Origin of the sequence: Paenilisteria riparia FSL S10-1204, from assembly GCF_000525995.1 — a bacterium.
Lineage (GTDB): Bacteria > Bacillota > Bacilli > Lactobacillales > Listeriaceae > Listeria_A > Listeria_A riparia.
This window is the reverse complement of the sequence record NZ_AODL01000025.1, coordinates 124,787-142,632: the sequence shown is the minus strand read 5'-3', so window position 1 is coordinate 142,632 and position 17,846 is coordinate 124,787. Positions and strand designations below refer to the sequence as shown.

Here is a 17,846-nt window from a genome sequence, read left to right as displayed (position 1 = left end):
TTGTAGTGATTTTTTGGGCTGTGGGCTTAGTGTGGCGATGCAAAGTGTGACGTCGGGACAAATTATTCCAGAAGCGTTTACGACGATGTTGGCGCCAGCGATTAATAGTATTGATACGCCTTACGCGGTATTCTTAATTTGTTTCTTTGAGATGTTGTTCTGGTTTATTGGGTTGAACGGGTATGCGATTCTAGTGGGCTTTGTAATGCCATTTATGACGCAATACTTAGGGGCGAATGCGGCGGCTTATGCTGCGGGAGAACCGATTCCTCATGTTTTTGCACCGAATTTCTGGGATTATTTTATGGGATTCTCGGGGTCAGGGCTTACGGGAGCACTTGTTTTGCTGGCTTTGTTTAGTAAGTCGAAGGAATTGAAAGCGGTCGGGAAGGTGTCGGTAGTTCCAGCGATTTTCACGATTTCTGAGCCGGTTGTTTTTGGATTGCCGATTTGTTTTAATCCGTACTTATTTATTCCATTTGTGATTGGAACGCCGATTGTGGCTGTGGGACAATGGTTTGTCTTTCATTTCGGCTGGGTTCGTCCACCGATTGCGAATGTTGGCGGAACACCGATTCCACTGGCGCAATATTTGGCAACGATGGATTGGCGCGCGATTATTTTGATTATCGTTGTGCTTGCAGTTGCGGTTTGTATGTATTATCCTTTCTTTAAAATGTACGAAAAAAGCTTGGTGAAAGAGGAAGCGAATGTATCGGATCGGGAGCGTGCGCATGAGGCGCTAGATTTAGATTTCTAGGAGGTTGAGAGTTAATATGGACATTAGAATTAAACGGAATGCGCAGGATGTGGCGACATATGTGAGCGAGAAAATAATTGCAACGGTGCAAAAGAAACCGAAAAGCTTGATTTGTATTGCTGGTGGGGATACACCGCTTTTGACTATGCAAGAGTTAGTACGGGCGAATCAGGCTGGTGTGGTGGACTTTGGTGAGGCGTCTTTTGTTGGGCTGGATGAATGGGTTGGCCTTGGACGCGATGTGAAGGGAAGTTGTCAGCAGACGCTGTATGATAATTTTTTTGATAAATTGGTGGGGATTCGTGAGGAACAGATTTGCTTTTTTGATGGTAAAACGGCGGATTTGGAGGCGGAATGTGCGCGTGTGGACCGGTTTGTGGCGGAGCGCGGTGGCATTGATTTTATTTTGCTGGGCGTCGGGATGAATGGGCATATTGGTTTTAATGAGCCGTTTGTGCCAGTGGATACGGATTGCCATGTGGTGGAATTGGACGATGTGACGAAGACGGTGATGAGCAAGTATTTTGATGAGGATTTTCCGTTAACGCAGGGGATTTCGCTAGGGATGCAGCAAATTATGACGGCGAAACAGATTGTTTTAGTGACGACGGGTACGAAGAAGGCGGAAATCGTGGCGAAAGTTGTGATGGGTAAGATTACGGATGCTGTGCCGGCGACGTTGTTGCGGAATGCGACGGGGAGTGTTAGTTTGGTAATGGATCAGGAAGCGAATGGCATTTTGAAAATGGGGGTTAAGAGCGAAGATGAAAAAGATACTAGTGCAGGGACGGAAGAATAAGCAGCTGATTGAGATTGCGTGTTCGCAGTTAGTGATGGGGTCTGGTGACTTCTTGCGGGTGGACAATATGGAGGCTGGCGGGCGCAGTTTTGGATACGTATTTTGAGCTAGGCGGGAATACGTTTGATACGGCGCGGCATTATCGCCATAGTGAGAAGGCGATTGGTGAATGGATGGAGTCGCGGAAAAATCGGGATGATGTGGTGATTCAGACGAAGGGTTGCCATCCAGTTCGCGAGATGCCGAATGCGCCGCGGGTTTCTCCGAGTGCGATTGCGGATGATATTTCGTTGAGCTTGGAGATGTTGCGGACGGATCATGTAGAGCTGTTTGCGCTACATCGTGATGATCCTACGGTGCCGGTTGGTGCGATTATGGAAGCGCTACATCGTGAGGTGGAGTCGGGACGGGTGTACGCGATTGGGGCGTCGAATTGGGAGTTAGACCGAATTATGGAGGCAAATGATTATGCGATTCAACACAATTTGACTACTTTTAATTTCGATAGCCCTAATTTGAGTTTGGCAAAAGTGAACCGACCTCGATGGGAAAATTGTGTTTCGGCGGATGCGCGTATGATTGCGTGGCATGAGTTGTCTTCGTTACCGTTGCTTTCATGGTCATCGCAGGCGGGAGGCTTCTTTTCGGGACGTTTCCAGCCGGATAATGTGGTGGATGAAGAGATGGTGGAGGTTTATTATAGTGATGCGAATTGGGAAAGGTACCGCCGGGCGCAGATTTTGGCGAAGGAGAAGCATGTGACGCCGATTCAGATTTCGCTTAGTTATGTGTTGAATCAGAAGTTTCCGACGGCGGCTGTGATTGGGCCAGAAAACGTGGAGGAATTGATGTCTTCTGTTGCGGCAACGCGGATTGTTTTGACGGAAGATGAAGTGGAATGGCTAGATTTGAAGCGTGGGGAGAGGGTGCAACGATGACGGCGATTCATGATAAGCTAGCGGTACAGCTCTATTCTGTGAGACACGAGATGGCAGAAGATTTGGAAGGTACTTTTCAAAAGTTATCTGATATTGGTTTTCGCAATGTGCAGTTGGATGGTATGCGTGGCAATAATCGCGCGGAAGTGTTGCGCTTGCTAGAGAAGTATCGGTTTAATGTGATTGGAATGCATATCAAACATGATCGATTTTTAAATGACTTGGATGGGATTGTGGATGAGGCGTACTTTTTTGGCTGTAAGACGATTTTTGATAAGTACATTGAGGAAGAAGATCAGAATCTGGCTGGATATGAGAAGACGAAGCGGACTTTGCTGGATGCGGTTGCTAGGTTGCATGGTCTTGGATTTCGAGTTGGTTTGCATAATCCAGAGTATGATTTTAATGATCGTGTGTATGGGCGCCGTGTGATGGATTATTTGACTGATCCCGAGAATGGGCTTTGTGTGTATGCGGAGCCGGATACGTATTGGATTAGTGCAGCGGGGCATGATTCGGTGGAATATGTGAAGCGGTATAGTGGACGTGCGCCGATTGTGCATATGAAAGATTTTCGTTCGGGATTTGAGCTGGAAGACATGGCGAATAATTTAGTAGAAATTGGCGACGGTGAGGTTGATTTCGCAGCGATTATTGCTTGGGGAGAGCGCCATGGCGTGGAGTATTACTGCATTGAACAGGATCGCTCGGACTTGAACATGTTTGAAAGCTTGAAGAAAAGTCGTGATTATTTATTAAAGTTAATGTAAGCAAAACAGGATTTTCCGCGTGGAAAATCCTGTTTTTAAGATGCATCAGATTTGTATTCCAAAATATCGCCAGGTTGGCAATTCAACGCCTCACAAATCGCTTCCAATGTGGAAAATCGAACTGCTTTGGCCTTCCCATTTTTCAAAATAGAAAGGTTTGCCATAGTGATGCCGACTTTTTCGGAAAGCTCGGTAACGCTCATTTTTCGTTTAGCTAACATAACGTCGATATTGATAATAATTGCCATGATTTCACCTCAGACCGTTAAGTCGTTTTCTGTTTTAATAGCAATCGCTTCTTGTAAAAGTCGTTGTAAAACTGCGGCAAATGTTGCAATAACAAGCGCAGCGCCAATGAAGAAGACGCAAATGCCCATGAGGCCAGGTGGGTCGACATGTTGCGCGAGAGAATAGAAAAATGGAAAAGTGACTGCGTAAATTCCTGCAACTCCAAAGGCGCAATATTTGATTTTCTTCAAAGCAATCACGGATAGTGTTGAGAACGCACTACCGTTATCTATATAGCGCAACAGCTTCCAAGTGTGGAATAACGCGATAAAGAAAGGAATCGCCGCGAGTGACATGCCAATAAGAATAGGATAAAGTACCTTCACCATAGCAGCATCAGTCTTTGCTACATCTATAGCCAGAGCGGGAAAGGCGATGCAACACAAGGCTAGGACACCTATGCTAATGAAAATAATGACTAGCTTCATCAAAAAAGTAGAACTGTATTTCAATAAAGTCACCTCATCGTCTGATTGATATTCCAAAACATCACCGGGCTGGCAATCTAACGCCTCGCAAATCGCTTCCAGTGTGGAAAATCGGACAGCTTTGGCCTTCCCATTTTTTAAAATAGAAAGGTTTGCCATGGTGATACCGACTTTTTCGGAAAGCTCGGTAACGCTCATTTTTCGTTTAGCTAACATAACATCGATATTAATAATAATTGCCATAATCTCACCTCAGACCGTTAAGTCGTTTTCTGTTTTAATAGCGATTGCTTCTCGTAAAAGTCGTTGTAAAACTGCGGCAAATATTGCGATTACAAGGGAAGCACCCATGAAAAGCAAACAGATAACGACGATACCAGGCGCATCATCTTTTTGAGCGAGCATGTAGAAAAATGGAGAAGTTAGCAAGTAAACCCCAGCAATTCCAAGCGCGCAGTATTTGATTTTTTTCAATGCGGTCACAGCAAGTGTCGAGAAAGCATCACCGTTGTCGATATAACGTAGGAGCTTCCAAGTGTGGAAAAGAGCGATAAAAAAAGGAATGGCAGCCAAGCACATCCCAATAAGCACCGGATAAAGCGACTTCGCAAAATTCGGGTTATGAATGGTCGCATTTATGGCTAGTGCGGGAACAGCGACGATACATAGAGCAAGAACTACGAGTCCAATGAGGATAACCGCAATTCTTAAAATGATAGTGGAACCGTATTTCATAAAAACACCTCGTTTGGTTTTGTATGTATTGATTATAGCATTGTATTTATCGTTTATCAATAAATAAATATTGTTAAAAAGCGCCGATTTAGTTGCTGAGCCCTAGCGCTATCCCTAGAAAATTATTTTCTGCCATATCTTGATAGGTTAGATATTTATTTTAGTGGCATTAATCGGGATGGAGAATTGAAGTCTGCGAGGACTTTTTTATTTTACCCTAGTTTGCTATAATCAGAGGTGGAAGATACTAACATGAGAGGAAGTGCCCTATGCCGCATTATGAACAAGTTCGGCATGCGATATCTGCTAGAAAGCATACTTTAGAGAGCATCGTAGACGGTATAAAAAATAGGAAAAACGGGATTCAAGATGAAAACCACGAGATAAAGGAAAAAATGATACACAGGCTGAATCAAATAGAAGCGGAAGCCAACGACATGATTTCCTACTGCGAGCAGACAGCGAATGCTTTACGGAGGGAGATATGATATGTCAACGCAAATTGATATAGACACTGCTTGGATTTTGAAGCAATTAAAAACGGGAGAGCAAGCGGTAGCAAATTTTAAAGCCGAAGCCACAAACATCCAACACACCATGGATAAATTGAATAAGCAAGTTTCCCCTGATTTTATGACACGCTACATCGAAGTAAAAGAAGGATTAGTGACAGAAATAAAAGCGGACCAATTTACGAAATTAAAACAGGCTTTTGTGGATAGCGAACTAGCGGTAAGTGCATTTATAGAAACAGATGCGAAGTTAGGAGGCAAAGGCTGATGGATTTCAAACTAAATATGGGGGAATTGGAGAATGTACTGACGTCCCTGCACAAAATGAAGGCGAGTTTAGAAACGCTGGATAGTGTCTTAGTGAATGTTCAAGATGCGGTGTCTAAGCAAAAGGGGAAACTAGCAGATGCTCTCTCGATGGAATTCGGTGCCCACCGAGACGATATTTCCAGGCAGCAGGGAACGGTGACTAAGCTCTATACATACCTCGAAAGCTATGTGTTGGACCTCAAATCGATTGACAGTCCGACCTATCGGAATAGGGATATGTTAATCGATGCCCGTGGACTTCAAAGGCTGGCAGAAACCCAGCGCGATATTTTAGATCATGCGAAAAGTGATGTGTTTCGCGTGCCGCAGCCGAGTATTGGAGCATTGCCAGATGATCCAGATGAGCTATGGATCATGCGTCATAACCAAGGTTTAATGGAAGATCTGGATGATTATTTAAGCCGAAAGTTGACGCAATTACAGCAAGAAGAAGGCGAAGCCATGCACCGAATCAGCCAAGACATGCGGCGGTTGATGGAAATGGATCATGAACATGCTTCTCAAATCGAGAAGGATTATCGCCAATATGATCGAAATAAAGTACGACAAATCGGTGCGTCTACAAGAGATTCTATTTTCGGATTCGGAAAAAGAGCGATAGAAAGCTTGAAACACCCGGAGAAGCAACTAGAAAGCATTGCAATGCTGATGAAAAACTTACGTAGTGATCCATCGGGAACAATAGGTATGTTGTGGAATGGTGTCGTTGCTAGTTATTTAGAACCCTATAAAAAGGGAGATGCTTATGGGCTAGCTAGTAGCACCATACTATTCGCTAGTACATTTGGGGTTACAAAAGGACTCATTGATTTTGGCCGCGTGAAAGATGCAGATGGCGCCAGCCGAATTATTTCTAAGTACAACGACATTGCGAGTTATGAGTTTCATGTTATGAATCCTGGGCCACTTGCAACTGTTGGCGGGAAACCAATACAAAACTTTTACGGTGGAAGATACAACATCAGAGTTTTACAAGAAGATACCTATTTGTACAGATCTGGTGAAAGAGGTGGGCTAACTATTCCTGGTAAAAGTAATAATGCATTAGGTCAGTGGTTTACAACAAGCCCAGCAGATTCCATTGCCAAAGTTAGGATTGATAGCGCAGTAAAACCGCAGTGGATAAAAAAAGGTACAAATGAATTGGAAGGTATATCACCAATAGATGTGACATACAAAATTAAAATTCCAAAAGGAACGACTATTTATGAAGGCCCAGTAGGATTTCAGGGTGGGCCATATATTGGTGGTTTAGAAATGCAACAAATTTTCATACACCAACCATGGAAAATAACAGGTGTGCAAGCTATATCAGAAAAAACTATAAAATAAGGGGTTATTACGATGGATAAGCTCGATTTGCTAAAAGAACAATATCTAGTTATTTTAAAAGAAATGACGAGATATGGAAGTAGTTCAAATAGACCGCAAATTCGTCAAATAAAGAACATATTAGAATTTATAGACGATGTAAAAAACGGTGAAATAACAGATGAAGTGTTTGAGGAACTCAGGAGAATGAACGATTCACTTTACCCCCCGCACGGAGGCCTTGGAGAGTTTTATATTTGGGCAGATGATTTTGATGAAAGAATGAAATTAAATGAGCCGTTGGATAAAGCACGTGACTTTACATGGAATACTTTGAATGCATAAAGTTAAAACACCGATCAGCAATCGATTGGTTTTTCAAAGTATAATTCATCCATGCCCTGGGTTACATCCCTAATCCGCCCTGCTAATATAGTTTTTTGTAGTCAACTTCGATTTTAAGAAGAGAGCTGGAAAGATAGATATACCAACAGCTTAACTATAGCCAGTCAAGTGTAGTTATACGGCATCCCTTTCTTACCTTAAACTCCCTTTTAGTCGCTAAACCCGCTCGGATAGCTGGATTAGCGATTTTTTTGTGCTATAACACTGATCACAACCCTAAAAAATATTTTTTGTTTATCTTGATAGTACCGGATTCCTTTTTGTTACTTGAAGTTCCATTTTTAAATCCTCCTTAGAATTCTTTAGCTCTTTTATACGAATTATACATATTTATTGTTAGCTGATTCAAAGCTTCGTCCGTATGAGTGCACGCTCTCGTTATTTTAAAACCTTTTGGGTGGACTGATACGTTGTTGAATTGCATTTCCTGTTAACCCTGCTTCACATGAGTATGTCTAAATGCATGGAATGGATGCTAGAATTGAACGCCAGTAGACCTTAGTTTTAGGTATAGGATATGTATTGTCAGTATGACCAAATACTGAATAGGAGCCGTTTCATGAGTTGGTTCAACTACATTATTAGGAGAAGCTGCACAGGATTATAATGGAAGGTATAGCGGGTCAATTGCACATAAGCAGAAGAATTGCATTCAGGATGAAAGACAAGATTATACACGCTATCACAGATTCTTTTGGAGAGTGGTAAAAAATATAGTGACACCAAGTTGGTACTTTCAACACTAAAAAAAGTGTTGTTATGATATTGTCCAAGAAGTGCAGGGCATCGCTTCCTGGAAGCACAAGATTCCATAAAACTCCCTTTTTCCATCTATTTACTTGAATAGGTGGTTTTTCTAATCTATAATGAGGAAGAATAATACAAAAAAGGGTGGGGATGTAAATGGAAGAGATGGAAGAAGTTAAAGAAATTAAAAACAAAGCGAAAAAAAGATTGGTTAATTTTGATTTTTTTAGAGTATGCGTAATTGATGGAAGTGACGAGGCGGAGAAGTTGTACGATTTAGTAGAACTTTTAAATCATCTGAATAATTTAGAACCGAATGAAAAAATTATCTATTATCAGGAAGAACGTGCAAGAATGAATACTATTACAATGCATCAGGATAAGCCTTATGGATTATTTCAATTTAATTTATGTAGGCTTAGAGAGGACGGACCTGGAATTACAAGTATAATTAGCAGTGAGCTTAGCAACATTCGTTTAGAAGAAAATGAGTATATTGCAGAAGACATAAATATTTTATACGATGATGAGCTTCATGTACTGATGGTGCAAAGAAATATGCATAGTCTGTCTCCTTCTGGGTTAGAAGCTTATTTCCAAAGCTATGTGGATAAATTAGATCCGAATAATAACTATACAATAAGTTTGCAACTTATACCAGATATTGATTCCACAGCCAAGGCCAAAGGGAAGGAAATCTATCGGAAATTAACCTTAAGAGTTGCGAGTAACAAGGTTAATCAAATAACAGAAGATTCCGTAGGTGACGCATTCCGTAATTTACAAGGGTTGGAGGGGCACACTGTCGAAATTACAATTACTGCTAAGAGTCAGAAAAATGCTAAGTTGAAGTCCAAAGAAATTAAGAACATAATCGAAATGGTCGAACAAGATCAAGATACCTATCTAAAAGCTGAGGTTTCAGGTAAAGATAGCGATACAACCCCTGTAGAAAAGTTTGATCTTGTACGCGGGAAATATAGAGTTAAAAGGTTTTATCAAGTCCCTGCGAAGCATCATTTGAGATCGGCTTCTGTTTTGGAAGATATTACACCGTTGTATATGAATAACATAAGAAATGAAATAATGAAAAATTTGGAGCTAAATCTCCAGCATAACAAGTGATATGTCTTTTAATGGTCAATGGAGGTGCATTCTATGAAGAAGATAAGGGATATTAATATATTAATGTCGCTCTCGGTGTATGTATGCGCAATTGGTTTAGTTGTCATAACACAAACAGAAGGTATCAGTTATGGCTATGAAATAAAAGGTTTTGAAAAGACATTAGAGTCAATTATTAATTTTAGTGCGATAATTATAGGTTTCTATACAGCAATGTATGGCGTATTGCTTACTTTAAAAAATTCTGATATCTTTCAAAATTTTAAGTTTCATAATGCTGAAAAAATCGTTAAATTTCAGCTGTATGAGTCTCTAATTTCTTCATTTTTGATACTGATATTGTCAATTGCCCTACAAATACTTATAAACTATATTAATCCATTCACCAATTTTATATGTGCAATTTGGCTGGGTACTTTATTTGTTTTTGTTGTGAGTACTTTTAGAGCCATCAGTTTGTTACTCAAAATAATGTTTAACCATAGTGGGAAGGAACAAGAAGCGAGTGTACTCGGTGAGAGCAAGCAGGCGAGGTACGATAGCTTCAAGAAAAAGCAAGAAGATAAATAAATGAATCAGAAATTAGATTTCAGAGAGCACTAAGTTTTTCGATGTTAGTTTTACACCGATCACGCTAGTGCTTTTTAGTATATATAAAGAGTGCTTATTCATCGTGGCAGATAAACGATACACCAGTTGTTGATAGCACTGGAAAAGCTATTACGTTTGATGCGAAATTGAAGGCTGGACAGGTTATTGACAGATATGGTGATCCGTTTGGTAAATTTACAAGTCCTGTTGAAAACGGCAAAATATTAGAGTACGATACTAGAGGATTACCCTATCCTGAAAGTGTAAAGCCTTATTATCAGTACAAAGTTATGAAAGATATAAATTTAGAAAATGTTAAAGAGGCGTTTGGCAAGCTGGATATGGGGGCCCAAAGAAAGCTCTTAGAATCTATGAAAGATTATAAATTTACTTTTGAAGATATTGCAAGTCCACAACAAGGTAAAATTGCAGAGGTTTTTGGAGCAGGCGGTGGATCACAAATTCAATTGGGAACTGTTGTAGACTGGTATGAAAAATTAGGACTTTTGAAGGAGGTTAAATAATGAATTATGATATAAATGAGGTAAAAGCGTTATTAGAGGATGATATTCATTTATTAGGGTACGAAGCGTTGCGGTATTCCATTTTTAAAGGTGCAGAAAACAACAGGGAAGAATATCAACTAAGAATGGAGAAAAATGGAGATTATTTTGAAGTCTATATGACAGCTGATCGTGCTAGTGTGATGGGGAAATATACATTTGAAAACCCATTCGAGGCAATGGACCAATTTTTAAACATCATGCAGAGTAGAATTTTAACAAATCGCAGAAGAGTAAGAGATGGGGAACCGCCTGAATATTCCTGCTCATTATGGGATAAATAGATTGATGATGAAAGAATAAAACTAAATGCGCCGTTGGATGAAGCACGTGATTTTACAAGGAATACGTTGAATACTCAAAACTAAAACACCGACCAGCAACCAATCGGTGTTTCAAAGTATAATTCATCACTAATATTCGAATACAGTCTTTTGCAACCAATTTCGTCTTTAATAAAAGAGCTAAAAAGATAGCTACACCAATACTTTAACTATAAACAGTCAGATATAGTGATAGGGTAACTCTTTCTTATAAAAACAAAACCATATGCTCCTCATCAAAATACACATTATTAATCTTCAACGCCCGTTTTTCAAGGCTGAACACCTGGAATCCAAGCGAAATATACAAATTGCGGGCCGGACTGTTTGCGCTAACGACAGATAAGTAAATCTGCTCTACGCCTTCTAGTTGTTTGGCCTGTTCAATCGCGGTTTCAATCAGCGCTTTGCCGACGCCGCTACCACGGAAATCAGGTAAGACATACATGGCCACGATATTCGCGCGATGCCGTGTTTTGAGGCGATCTTCACGAATGAGGGTCACGACGCCTACTAACTGTCCGGATAAAAAGGCACCAAACGTTAGTGAATACGGTGATTGGAAGCGGATTTCATATTTTTGTAGGGCAGTATACTTTTCTTCTTCAAAGCTTGAGGCGAACGATGCAGGGCTTTCTTGTAGCGCCTGAAGTCTAATCTGCACATATTTTTCAACATCTTCTAGGGTTAAAAGCCTTAATTCCATATTTCCACCCCTTTTGCTTAGTATTTAGTAAGTAATGATCCTGCTTCTTCGTCAATGATAAAAACAACATTTGGATGGTTTTGCAAAATGGATGCTGGGCAGTCGGTCGTTACTGGACCTTCAAGCGTTGCCTTCACAGCTTCAGCTTTTCGGGTTCCAGAGGCAGTTACAAGGATTTGCTCCGCTTCCATCATATCGGCTAAACCGAGCGTCAGCATCTGTTCTGGCGCTTCTTCGCGTGACACCTTATAATAAAGCATGGTGCTATTAATCGTAGAATCGTCGCTATCCGCTAAAAATAACCGCGCGTCAAAAGGCGTTCCAGGTTCATTCGCGCCAAGGTGAGCGTTTACGCCAAGACCGAGAATTTGTAAATCACGTTTATTGGCTTGCAAAATTTTATTATAACGAGCGATTTCTTCATCAAAACTAGCTAAACTACCGTCTAAAAGGGCAATTTCTTTTGGTTGTTTCTTAATTTGGTCATAGAATTTTTGATGCATATAATTGTATACCGTGAACGATTGCTCGCGAGGCGCGATAAATTCATCTAAGTTCATCATAAACACTTTTTCGATGTCTACTTCGTCATTATTGATGCCTTCTACAAGTTTTTCGAACATACCATCATAACTTGCGCCAGTTGTTGTGTTAATAACTGGGTTTTCTTTTGATGCAATCACATCTTTTACGAGTTCATATGCTTTTTGAGACATTTCATCGTAAGTTTTGGTACGGATAATTTTCATGTTTTCTCCTCCTATTCCTACGTGATTAGAATACCTTGTTTTTAGGAATTTTGCAAAGTTCTGATTTATTTTTAGTAAATTCTTTGGACGTTCTGTAAAGTATTGCTATAATGGAAAGCATCGACAAGTAGATTTATGAGGTGAACTATGAAAAGTTGGGTATTAGAAAGAAAGCAAGAATGTATTGCGGTGCTGTTATTATTGGTTTTTGTGGCACCATTATTTATTTTGGGAGGAAATAGTCATATTCGGATTCATGATAATCTGGATTCTAATATGACGTGGTACCGGGTTTTGCTAAATAGCGGGAACTACTTGGCTAAAACGGGTACGAATATTCCGCAGATGTTGGATGGTTTTGCGCCACGTGATGCATTTGATTCGCAATTTGTCGGGATTGTCTGGTTGTATGCGATTTTTCCGACGCCGCTTGCTTTTGCGGTAAGCCAGTTGATTACGCGTGTCTTCGCGTTTATCGGAATGCGTCTATGGCTTCGAGATTACGTGATAAAAGATCCGAAACAGAAATATATTACGATTTTTGTAGCGCTCGCGTTTGCGTTGACGCCATTTTGGCCATCAGGAATGTTGAGTACACTTGGGATGCCCCTCGCGTTATGGGCATTTTTAAACATTCGGCAAGGAAAAAAGAATATTTGGAACTGGTTGATTTTGACGCTGTTGCCGTTCTATTCAAGCCTTATTTTAGGTTTTTGTTTCTTTTTATTCCTCGTTGCGTGTATTTGGGTGTACGATGTTGTGAAAAAACGGAGCTGGAATTGGCGATTTTTCGGAAGTATGGCGTATATGTCGGCGTTGTATTGCATCGTGAACTATCGCTTTATTTCGCAGATGTTTTTTCAATCCAATGAGCCAGATTCGCGAAGTGCGTTTAGCTTACCGAATAATAGCTTTTTAGGTTCCATTCGATTAACATTTAAAAACTTCACGATTGGTCATACGCATGATCAGGCATTAGCTACATATGTCGTGTTGCCAGTCATTCTACTAGCGCTTATTGTCATGTTAGTGAAAAAAGATTGGCGCGGGCAAAAACTATTTTTATGGTTGTTAGCACTGAATTTCGTGTTATCGGTTTGGTATGCATTTTGGTGGTGGGGCGCTTGGAATCCAGTAAAAGAACAGATTTCAATCATGCGTTCTTTCAACTTCTCGCGTTTCCACTTCTTACAGCCATTCATTTACTACGGACTATTTGCGCTGGCGCTCGTTTATTTTGCGAAAAAGGGCGGAGGCTGGAAAAAACTTGCGATTATCGGTCTGATACTACAAATTGGAGTGACTTTCTCAAACAATGCGGAAATTCTATATCGCGAGGCTGGGACGCCATCCATCAATCAATTTTACGCAAAAGACGAATTTCAACAGATAAAAGACTATATTGGCAGACCACAAAAGGATTATCGGGTGGCAAGTATCGGTATTCATCCTTCCATTTCACAAGAAAACGGATTTTACACATTGGATGGGTATGTCAATTCTTATCCGCTCAGCTACAAAGCGAAATTCCGTGAAATTATCGCGCCGGAACTTGCTAAAAGTCCGACTTTACGAGAATATTATGATGGTTGGGGCAATCGTGTTTATATTTTTGTCGCTGAACTAGGGAAAAATTATTTATTCGACAAACATTCGACAAAACATATCAAGAATTTGGAATTGAACACGCAGGCTTTTAAAGATATGGGCGGAGAATATATTTTCTCAGCACTTCCGATTGATAATGCGGCGGCCAATCACCTTCATTTAGAAAAAGTATTTGATGACAAACAAGCCGCGTGGAAAATTTATTTATACAGAGCAGAGTAGAGGTGACTCAAAATGAGAGAAAAACCATTATTAACAATTATAGTTCCTTGCTACAACGAAGAAGAAGTTTTGGCAGAGACGATGAAGCAGTTAGGTACGATTTTGCAAGATATGAAAGAGAAAATGATGATTCAAGAAGCGAGTGATTTGCTGTTTGTTGATGACGGGAGCAAGGACCGTACTTGGGAAATTATTGAGATAGCCTCAGAACAGCAACCATACATTAATGGCGTGAAGTTGAGCCGTAATTTTGGGCATCAGAATGCGCTTTTGGCAGGTATGAAAACAGCCGAGGGACGCGCGGATTGCATTATTTCAATTGATTCGGATTTGCAGGACGATGTGAATGTAATTCCTGATTTTGTAGAGAAGTATCGAGAAGGTTACGAGGTAGTGTACGGGATTCGTGATGAACGAAAGACAGACACACGTTTCAAGCGGAATTCGGCGCATTTATTTTATAGCATGATGGGTAAATTCGGGATTCACTTAATTCCAGATCACGCGGATTATCGGTTGCTAGGAAGAATGGCACTACAAGAAATGAACTTGTTTCCGGAAAACAATATTTTCTTGCGCGGAATTGTTCCTTTGATAGGATTTAAATCTGAAAAAGTATATTATCACCGAAAAGAACGTTTTGCGGGCGAATCAAAATATCCGTTGAAGAAAATGCTTGCCTTTGCAGCAGACGGTTTGACTTCGTTCAGTGTTGCGCCGATTCGCTTAGTGACAGGACTTGGCGGGTTAATGTTTGTGATTGCGATTATTATAGGTATTTATACATTCGTGCAACATCTGTCGGGTACCGCTGAAAATGGCTGGTCATCGCTAATGCTTTCGATTTGGGTTATTGGCGGTGTGCAAATGGTGAGTCTTGGCGTTGTTGGCGAGTATATCGGACGTATTTATTCCGAAGTGAAGCATCGCCCGAGGTTTATTGTAGAAAAAGATTCTTATGATGAAAGGTAATCTGTGAAGCGCTCCAATGTGAATTTAAAGGAGCGTTTTTTGTTCTGGCTTCAAATTGAAAGCGTTATCTTTTTGGACTTAGAACAAAATTAATTCTAATTTTGTCTACATACATATATCCTGTGTTTTCGTATACTAATATTTAAGATACTTAGTTTCAAAGAAAATTTAAGTAGCTAAATTTTTGAAAAATGGTAGGTGATTTTATACGTCTAATAACTGAATTTTCCGTTTAAACTAAATTAATAAGGGAGAATAGTTAACTATGAAATTAAAATACAAAGTTATGACGACAGCATTTTTAGCAGGGACATGTGTCTACTTGTTCGGAGAAACACTAGGTGTAGAAACGCCAACTGCCAAAGCGGCAGTAGCGTTAGAAAGCACGAATCAAATTCCAAAAAATCTATTAGCAGACAACACAATATCTCCGCTAGGTTTTTACCACTATATTACCATTGATTCATCATTAAGAGCGGGTAAGAATGTAGTTTCGGGAACAATTGGTATGTTTGGGGACCCACTTGGGATTACGGGATCAACTGTAATTGTAGATGTTGCTGGAGGGAAGGGTTTTTCTCAAACGGTTACTTCTGCAGGAAATTTTACTGGAAGGCTTAGTGGTAGCCGTCAGCTTCAAGAGGGAGAAGTTGTGACAGTTACTGCAAATTTTAGAGATGGAAATACGCTGGTAGAAACATTCACTGTTAAGGCGAAATTTGTTGCGCCAACAATTAAAACAGATGTAAGGGAAGGAGTTAGTGTCCTTACTGGAACCGCGGAGGCGAAATCTAGTATTCTTGTTAAAGACGCTCAATGGGGTACAGTTTTCGGCAACGCATTAGCCTCGTCAACAGGAGAATGGACCGTGTATCTTTCGGAACCTTTGAGAGAAGGTAAATACATCGCAGTAAGGGCGACGTTGGATGATGATTCAGGTTCAGCTGAAGCAATTAGAGATTTTGTTCCTATAGGTGCAGCGGTGAACCCAACAGTCACATCTGACTTAGCAAATGGTAGTACAACGGTTTCTGGAATTTCTGCTGGTGGAGCCGATGTGGAGTTGTGGAATGAAGGCATAAAAATTGGGACTACCACTGCCGATAGACTAGGTAATTGGAGTGCTGCTGTGAAGCCGTTACTCGGCGGCGATACAATGTTAGTTAAGGCAACGTTATTTAATAAAACGAAAGAAAGCATTACCTATACAGTTAGTCTAGGTAAAATAGAACAAGTTAGTTTAGTAACGACGAACAGCACAAAAGTAAAAGGGAAGGGTGCTGTAGGAGCGACGGTTTCTGTGAAGGAAAGTGATAGAGAAATCGGAACAGGTATGGTCGATGAAAATGGTGATTTTGAAATAACAATTCCTAAACAAGCCGAGGGCAAAACGCTTTCCATCACACAATCCAGAAAAGATACGACTAGTGCTGCTACTGAAATTACAGTTGCAAAAGGCTTAGATAAAGTAAGTGAAGTTAGCGCGGTAACAACGGATAGCACAGCACTAACAGGTAAGGGAAGCCCAGAAGCCACAGTTAGTGTGAAAGCAAAAGGCGTAGAGATTGGAACTGCCAAAGTGACGAGTACTGGTGATTTCACAGTTAACATCGCCAAACAAGAAGAAGGAACAGAACTCTTCATCACACAATCAAAAGATGGTGATGAAAGTGAAGCTACGAAAATAACAGTTGAAACCGCGCTGTTAAAAGAACCAATCATTTCTACGCACTATGTGGGAGCAACCTACCTGACAGTAAAGGCACCAGAAGGAGCTGAGAAAGTTATTCTACGTATTGGTGGTAAAATTATTAGAACGATGAATGTAACAACTCCAAACCAAACACTCAGATTTTATGTGAACGATCTACCTGCATTAAAAACACCAGGAGCTACTTTTGAATTCGTTGCTCAAGATAGTCAGGGAAGAGATGGTAAAGTTGCAACAGGAACTGTAAAAGAAGTACCTGAGCCAACAGTAGCCACATATAAATTGGGGGGAGTACACATTACAGGGCGTGTAGGAACTGATATAACTCGTATATCCCTATATGATAAAGCTGGCTTATTACTTCGCAACGGACAAATCGAAGCCGATGGAACTTTCAAAATTCTAGCAACTAATTTACCTGCATTACAAGTCGTTGGCAATACTTTTAGTGTAAGAGCAACAACTGCCAGTGGTGCAATAAGCGAAGCCGTAGAGGGAATTGTTCATCCAGGAGTGCTGAGCGCTGCACCGACAATTGTCGATTATTATGTAACAGATAGCTACATGACAGGGAAAGTAGCACCGAACGCAGTGAAGGTGTTTCTACGTATTGATGGAAGAAATGTCAGAATTGGAACTATTGCTGCAGATGGGACTTTCCGTATCTATACTAATGATCTACCAGAGTTAAAAGAAGTTGGTGCCCAATTTGAAGTTGTGACCCAAGATGCTAACTATTTTTATAGCGAAATTGCGGTTGGAAGCACTAACTTTATCGAAGCGCCAGTAGTATCAACTTTCCGCGTTGGTCAAGCTTATATTAATGGAACTGTAGCAAAAGGCGTAACTAGAGTCAGTGTACACGATAAATCAGGAACATTGCTTCGTTACGGACAAGTATACGAGAATGGCACATTTAGAATCTATGCTGTAGGCCTTGATGCATTACAAAATGTTGGAGAAAGCTTTAGTGTTCGAGCGCATAATGAGAACGGAAATAGAAGTAAGGAAACGAAAGTAACGATTCAACCCTAGTCATTAAGAAGCTAGTAGAAAATACAAATCAAATGTATATGCATGTTCAGTAGTGTGAAATAAACTGTGTAGACGATGAATCCTAAGTTCGTTGTTTATGCAGTTTTTTGTATATATAGACAATCTGAAGGCTGTAGATTATATGTCAAATAAACATATTCAAAAATGATCACTCATCACCATCCTTCTGTATTAGCATTTCAATAAGCGAAAGTTTA

General features: G+C 40.4%; 18 protein-coding genes and 1 pseudogene. 14 read left to right on the top strand and 5 right to left on the bottom strand.

Annotated elements, in window-relative coordinates:
• From PRIP_RS12935 to PRIP_RS12920, 4 genes and pseudogenes are all read left to right on the top strand, one after another.
• On the top strand, positions 1-760 hold a 760-nt coding region (locus tag PRIP_RS12935; protein WP_036101533.1), incomplete at its 5' end, for a PTS transporter subunit EIIC.
• 16 nt (positions 761-776) lie between these two features.
• Positions 777-1,559, top strand: a complete 783-nt coding sequence (locus tag PRIP_RS12930; protein WP_052008924.1) for a glucosamine-6-phosphate deaminase — start codon at positions 777-779, stop codon at positions 1,557-1,559.
• Positions 1,525-2,497: pseudogene (locus tag PRIP_RS12925) on the top strand (aldo/keto reductase). The gene PRIP_RS12930 and the pseudogene PRIP_RS12925 overlap by 35 nt, the downstream one beginning before the upstream one ends.
• Positions 2,494-3,267: a sugar phosphate isomerase/epimerase family protein gene (locus tag PRIP_RS12920; RefSeq protein WP_036101513.1), complete on the top strand. Its 774-nt coding sequence runs from the start codon at positions 2,494-2,496 to the stop codon at positions 3,265-3,267. Before PRIP_RS12925 ends, PRIP_RS12920 begins: the two are co-directional and overlap by 4 nt.
• Before the next feature lie 35 nt (positions 3,268-3,302).
• On the opposite strand, the gene PRIP_RS12915 is transcribed toward PRIP_RS12920, so the two are convergent.
• From PRIP_RS12915 to PRIP_RS12905, 3 genes are read right to left on the bottom strand one after another with little or no spacing between them, the layout of a single operon-like run.
• The gene (locus PRIP_RS12915; RefSeq protein ID WP_036101512.1) at positions 3,303-3,515 is read right to left on the bottom strand and encodes a helix-turn-helix domain-containing protein; all 213 of its coding nucleotides are present in this window, start codon (positions 3,513-3,515) and stop codon (positions 3,303-3,305) included.
• Between the two features lie 9 nt (positions 3,516-3,524).
• Positions 3,525-4,226 carry a DUF2975 domain-containing protein gene (locus tag PRIP_RS12910; RefSeq protein WP_077913014.1) on the bottom strand — a complete coding sequence of 234 codons (702 nt, stop codon included), beginning with the start codon at positions 4,224-4,226 and terminating at the stop codon, positions 3,525-3,527.
• Positions 4,227-4,235: 9 nt separating this feature from the next.
• Complete coding sequence (locus PRIP_RS12905) at positions 4,236-4,718, bottom strand: DUF2975 domain-containing protein (RefSeq protein ID WP_036101511.1); 483 nt, start codon at positions 4,716-4,718, stop codon at positions 4,236-4,238.
• A gap of 489 nt (positions 4,719-5,207) precedes the next feature.
• On the opposite strand from PRIP_RS12905, the gene PRIP_RS12895 reads away from it, so the two are divergent.
• The 7 genes from PRIP_RS12895 to PRIP_RS12865 all read left to right on the top strand — a co-directional run bounded on the left by PRIP_RS12895 (position 5,208) and on the right by PRIP_RS12865 (position 10,586).
• On the top strand, positions 5,208-5,498 hold the full coding sequence (locus PRIP_RS12895) for a hypothetical protein (RefSeq protein ID WP_036101509.1): 291 nt from the start codon (positions 5,208-5,210) through the stop codon (positions 5,496-5,498).
• Positions 5,498-6,892: a hypothetical protein gene (locus PRIP_RS16425; protein WP_052008923.1), complete on the top strand. Its 1,395-nt coding sequence runs from the start codon at positions 5,498-5,500 to the stop codon at positions 6,890-6,892. The genes PRIP_RS12895 and PRIP_RS16425 overlap by 1 nt, the downstream gene beginning before the upstream one ends.
• A 12-nt stretch (positions 6,893-6,904) precedes the next feature.
• Positions 6,905-7,216: a hypothetical protein gene (locus PRIP_RS12885; RefSeq protein ID WP_036101508.1), complete on the top strand. Its 312-nt coding sequence runs from the start codon at positions 6,905-6,907 to the stop codon at positions 7,214-7,216.
• Positions 7,217-8,179: 963 nt separating this feature from the next.
• A complete protein-coding gene (locus PRIP_RS12880) occupies positions 8,180-9,148 on the top strand; it encodes a DUF6731 family protein (RefSeq protein ID WP_036101507.1) in 969 nt (322 codons plus the stop codon).
• A 33-nt stretch (positions 9,149-9,181) separates the two neighbouring features.
• Positions 9,182-9,718, top strand: coding sequence for a hypothetical protein (locus PRIP_RS12875; RefSeq protein WP_036101506.1), 537 nt, complete (start codon positions 9,182-9,184; stop codon positions 9,716-9,718).
• 167 nt (positions 9,719-9,885) lie between these two features.
• On the top strand, positions 9,886-10,263 hold the full coding sequence (locus PRIP_RS12870; RefSeq protein ID WP_241434179.1) for a TNT domain-containing protein: 378 nt from the start codon (positions 9,886-9,888) through the stop codon (positions 10,261-10,263).
• Positions 10,263-10,586, top strand: a complete 324-nt coding sequence (locus PRIP_RS12865; RefSeq protein ID WP_036101504.1) for an Imm59 family immunity protein — start codon at positions 10,263-10,265, stop codon at positions 10,584-10,586. Before PRIP_RS12870 ends, PRIP_RS12865 begins: the two co-directional genes overlap by 1 nt.
• Positions 10,587-10,833: 247 nt before the next feature.
• On the opposite strand, the gene PRIP_RS12860 is transcribed toward PRIP_RS12865, so the two are convergent.
• Together PRIP_RS12860 and PRIP_RS12855 are read right to left on the bottom strand one after the other, a co-directional pair.
• A complete protein-coding gene (locus PRIP_RS12860) occupies positions 10,834-11,331 on the bottom strand; it encodes a GNAT family N-acetyltransferase (RefSeq protein ID WP_036101503.1) in 498 nt (165 codons plus the stop codon).
• A gap of 17 nt (positions 11,332-11,348) precedes the next feature.
• Positions 11,349-12,080 carry a glucosamine-6-phosphate deaminase gene (locus PRIP_RS12855; protein ID WP_036101502.1) on the bottom strand — a complete coding sequence of 244 codons (732 nt, stop codon included), beginning with the start codon at positions 12,078-12,080 and terminating at the stop codon, positions 11,349-11,351.
• Between the two features lie 147 nt (positions 12,081-12,227).
• Between PRIP_RS12855 and PRIP_RS12850 the strand changes: the two genes are divergently transcribed.
• The 3 genes from PRIP_RS12850 to PRIP_RS12840 all read left to right on the top strand — a co-directional run bounded on the left by PRIP_RS12850 (position 12,228) and on the right by PRIP_RS12840 (position 17,628).
• Positions 12,228-13,910 carry a DUF6044 family protein gene (locus PRIP_RS12850; protein WP_052008921.1) on the top strand — a complete coding sequence of 561 codons (1,683 nt, stop codon included), beginning with the start codon at positions 12,228-12,230 and terminating at the stop codon, positions 13,908-13,910.
• Between the two features lie 12 nt (positions 13,911-13,922).
• Positions 13,923-14,882 (top strand): glycosyltransferase family 2 protein, encoded by a 960-nt coding sequence (locus PRIP_RS12845; RefSeq protein ID WP_036101501.1) that lies wholly within the window; start codon positions 13,923-13,925, stop codon positions 14,880-14,882.
• 265 nt (positions 14,883-15,147) lie between these two features.
• Complete coding sequence (locus PRIP_RS12840; RefSeq protein WP_036101500.1) at positions 15,148-17,628, top strand: Ig-like domain-containing protein; 2,481 nt, start codon at positions 15,148-15,150, stop codon at positions 17,626-17,628.
• The last annotated feature ends 218 nt before the right edge of the window (positions 17,629-17,846 follow it).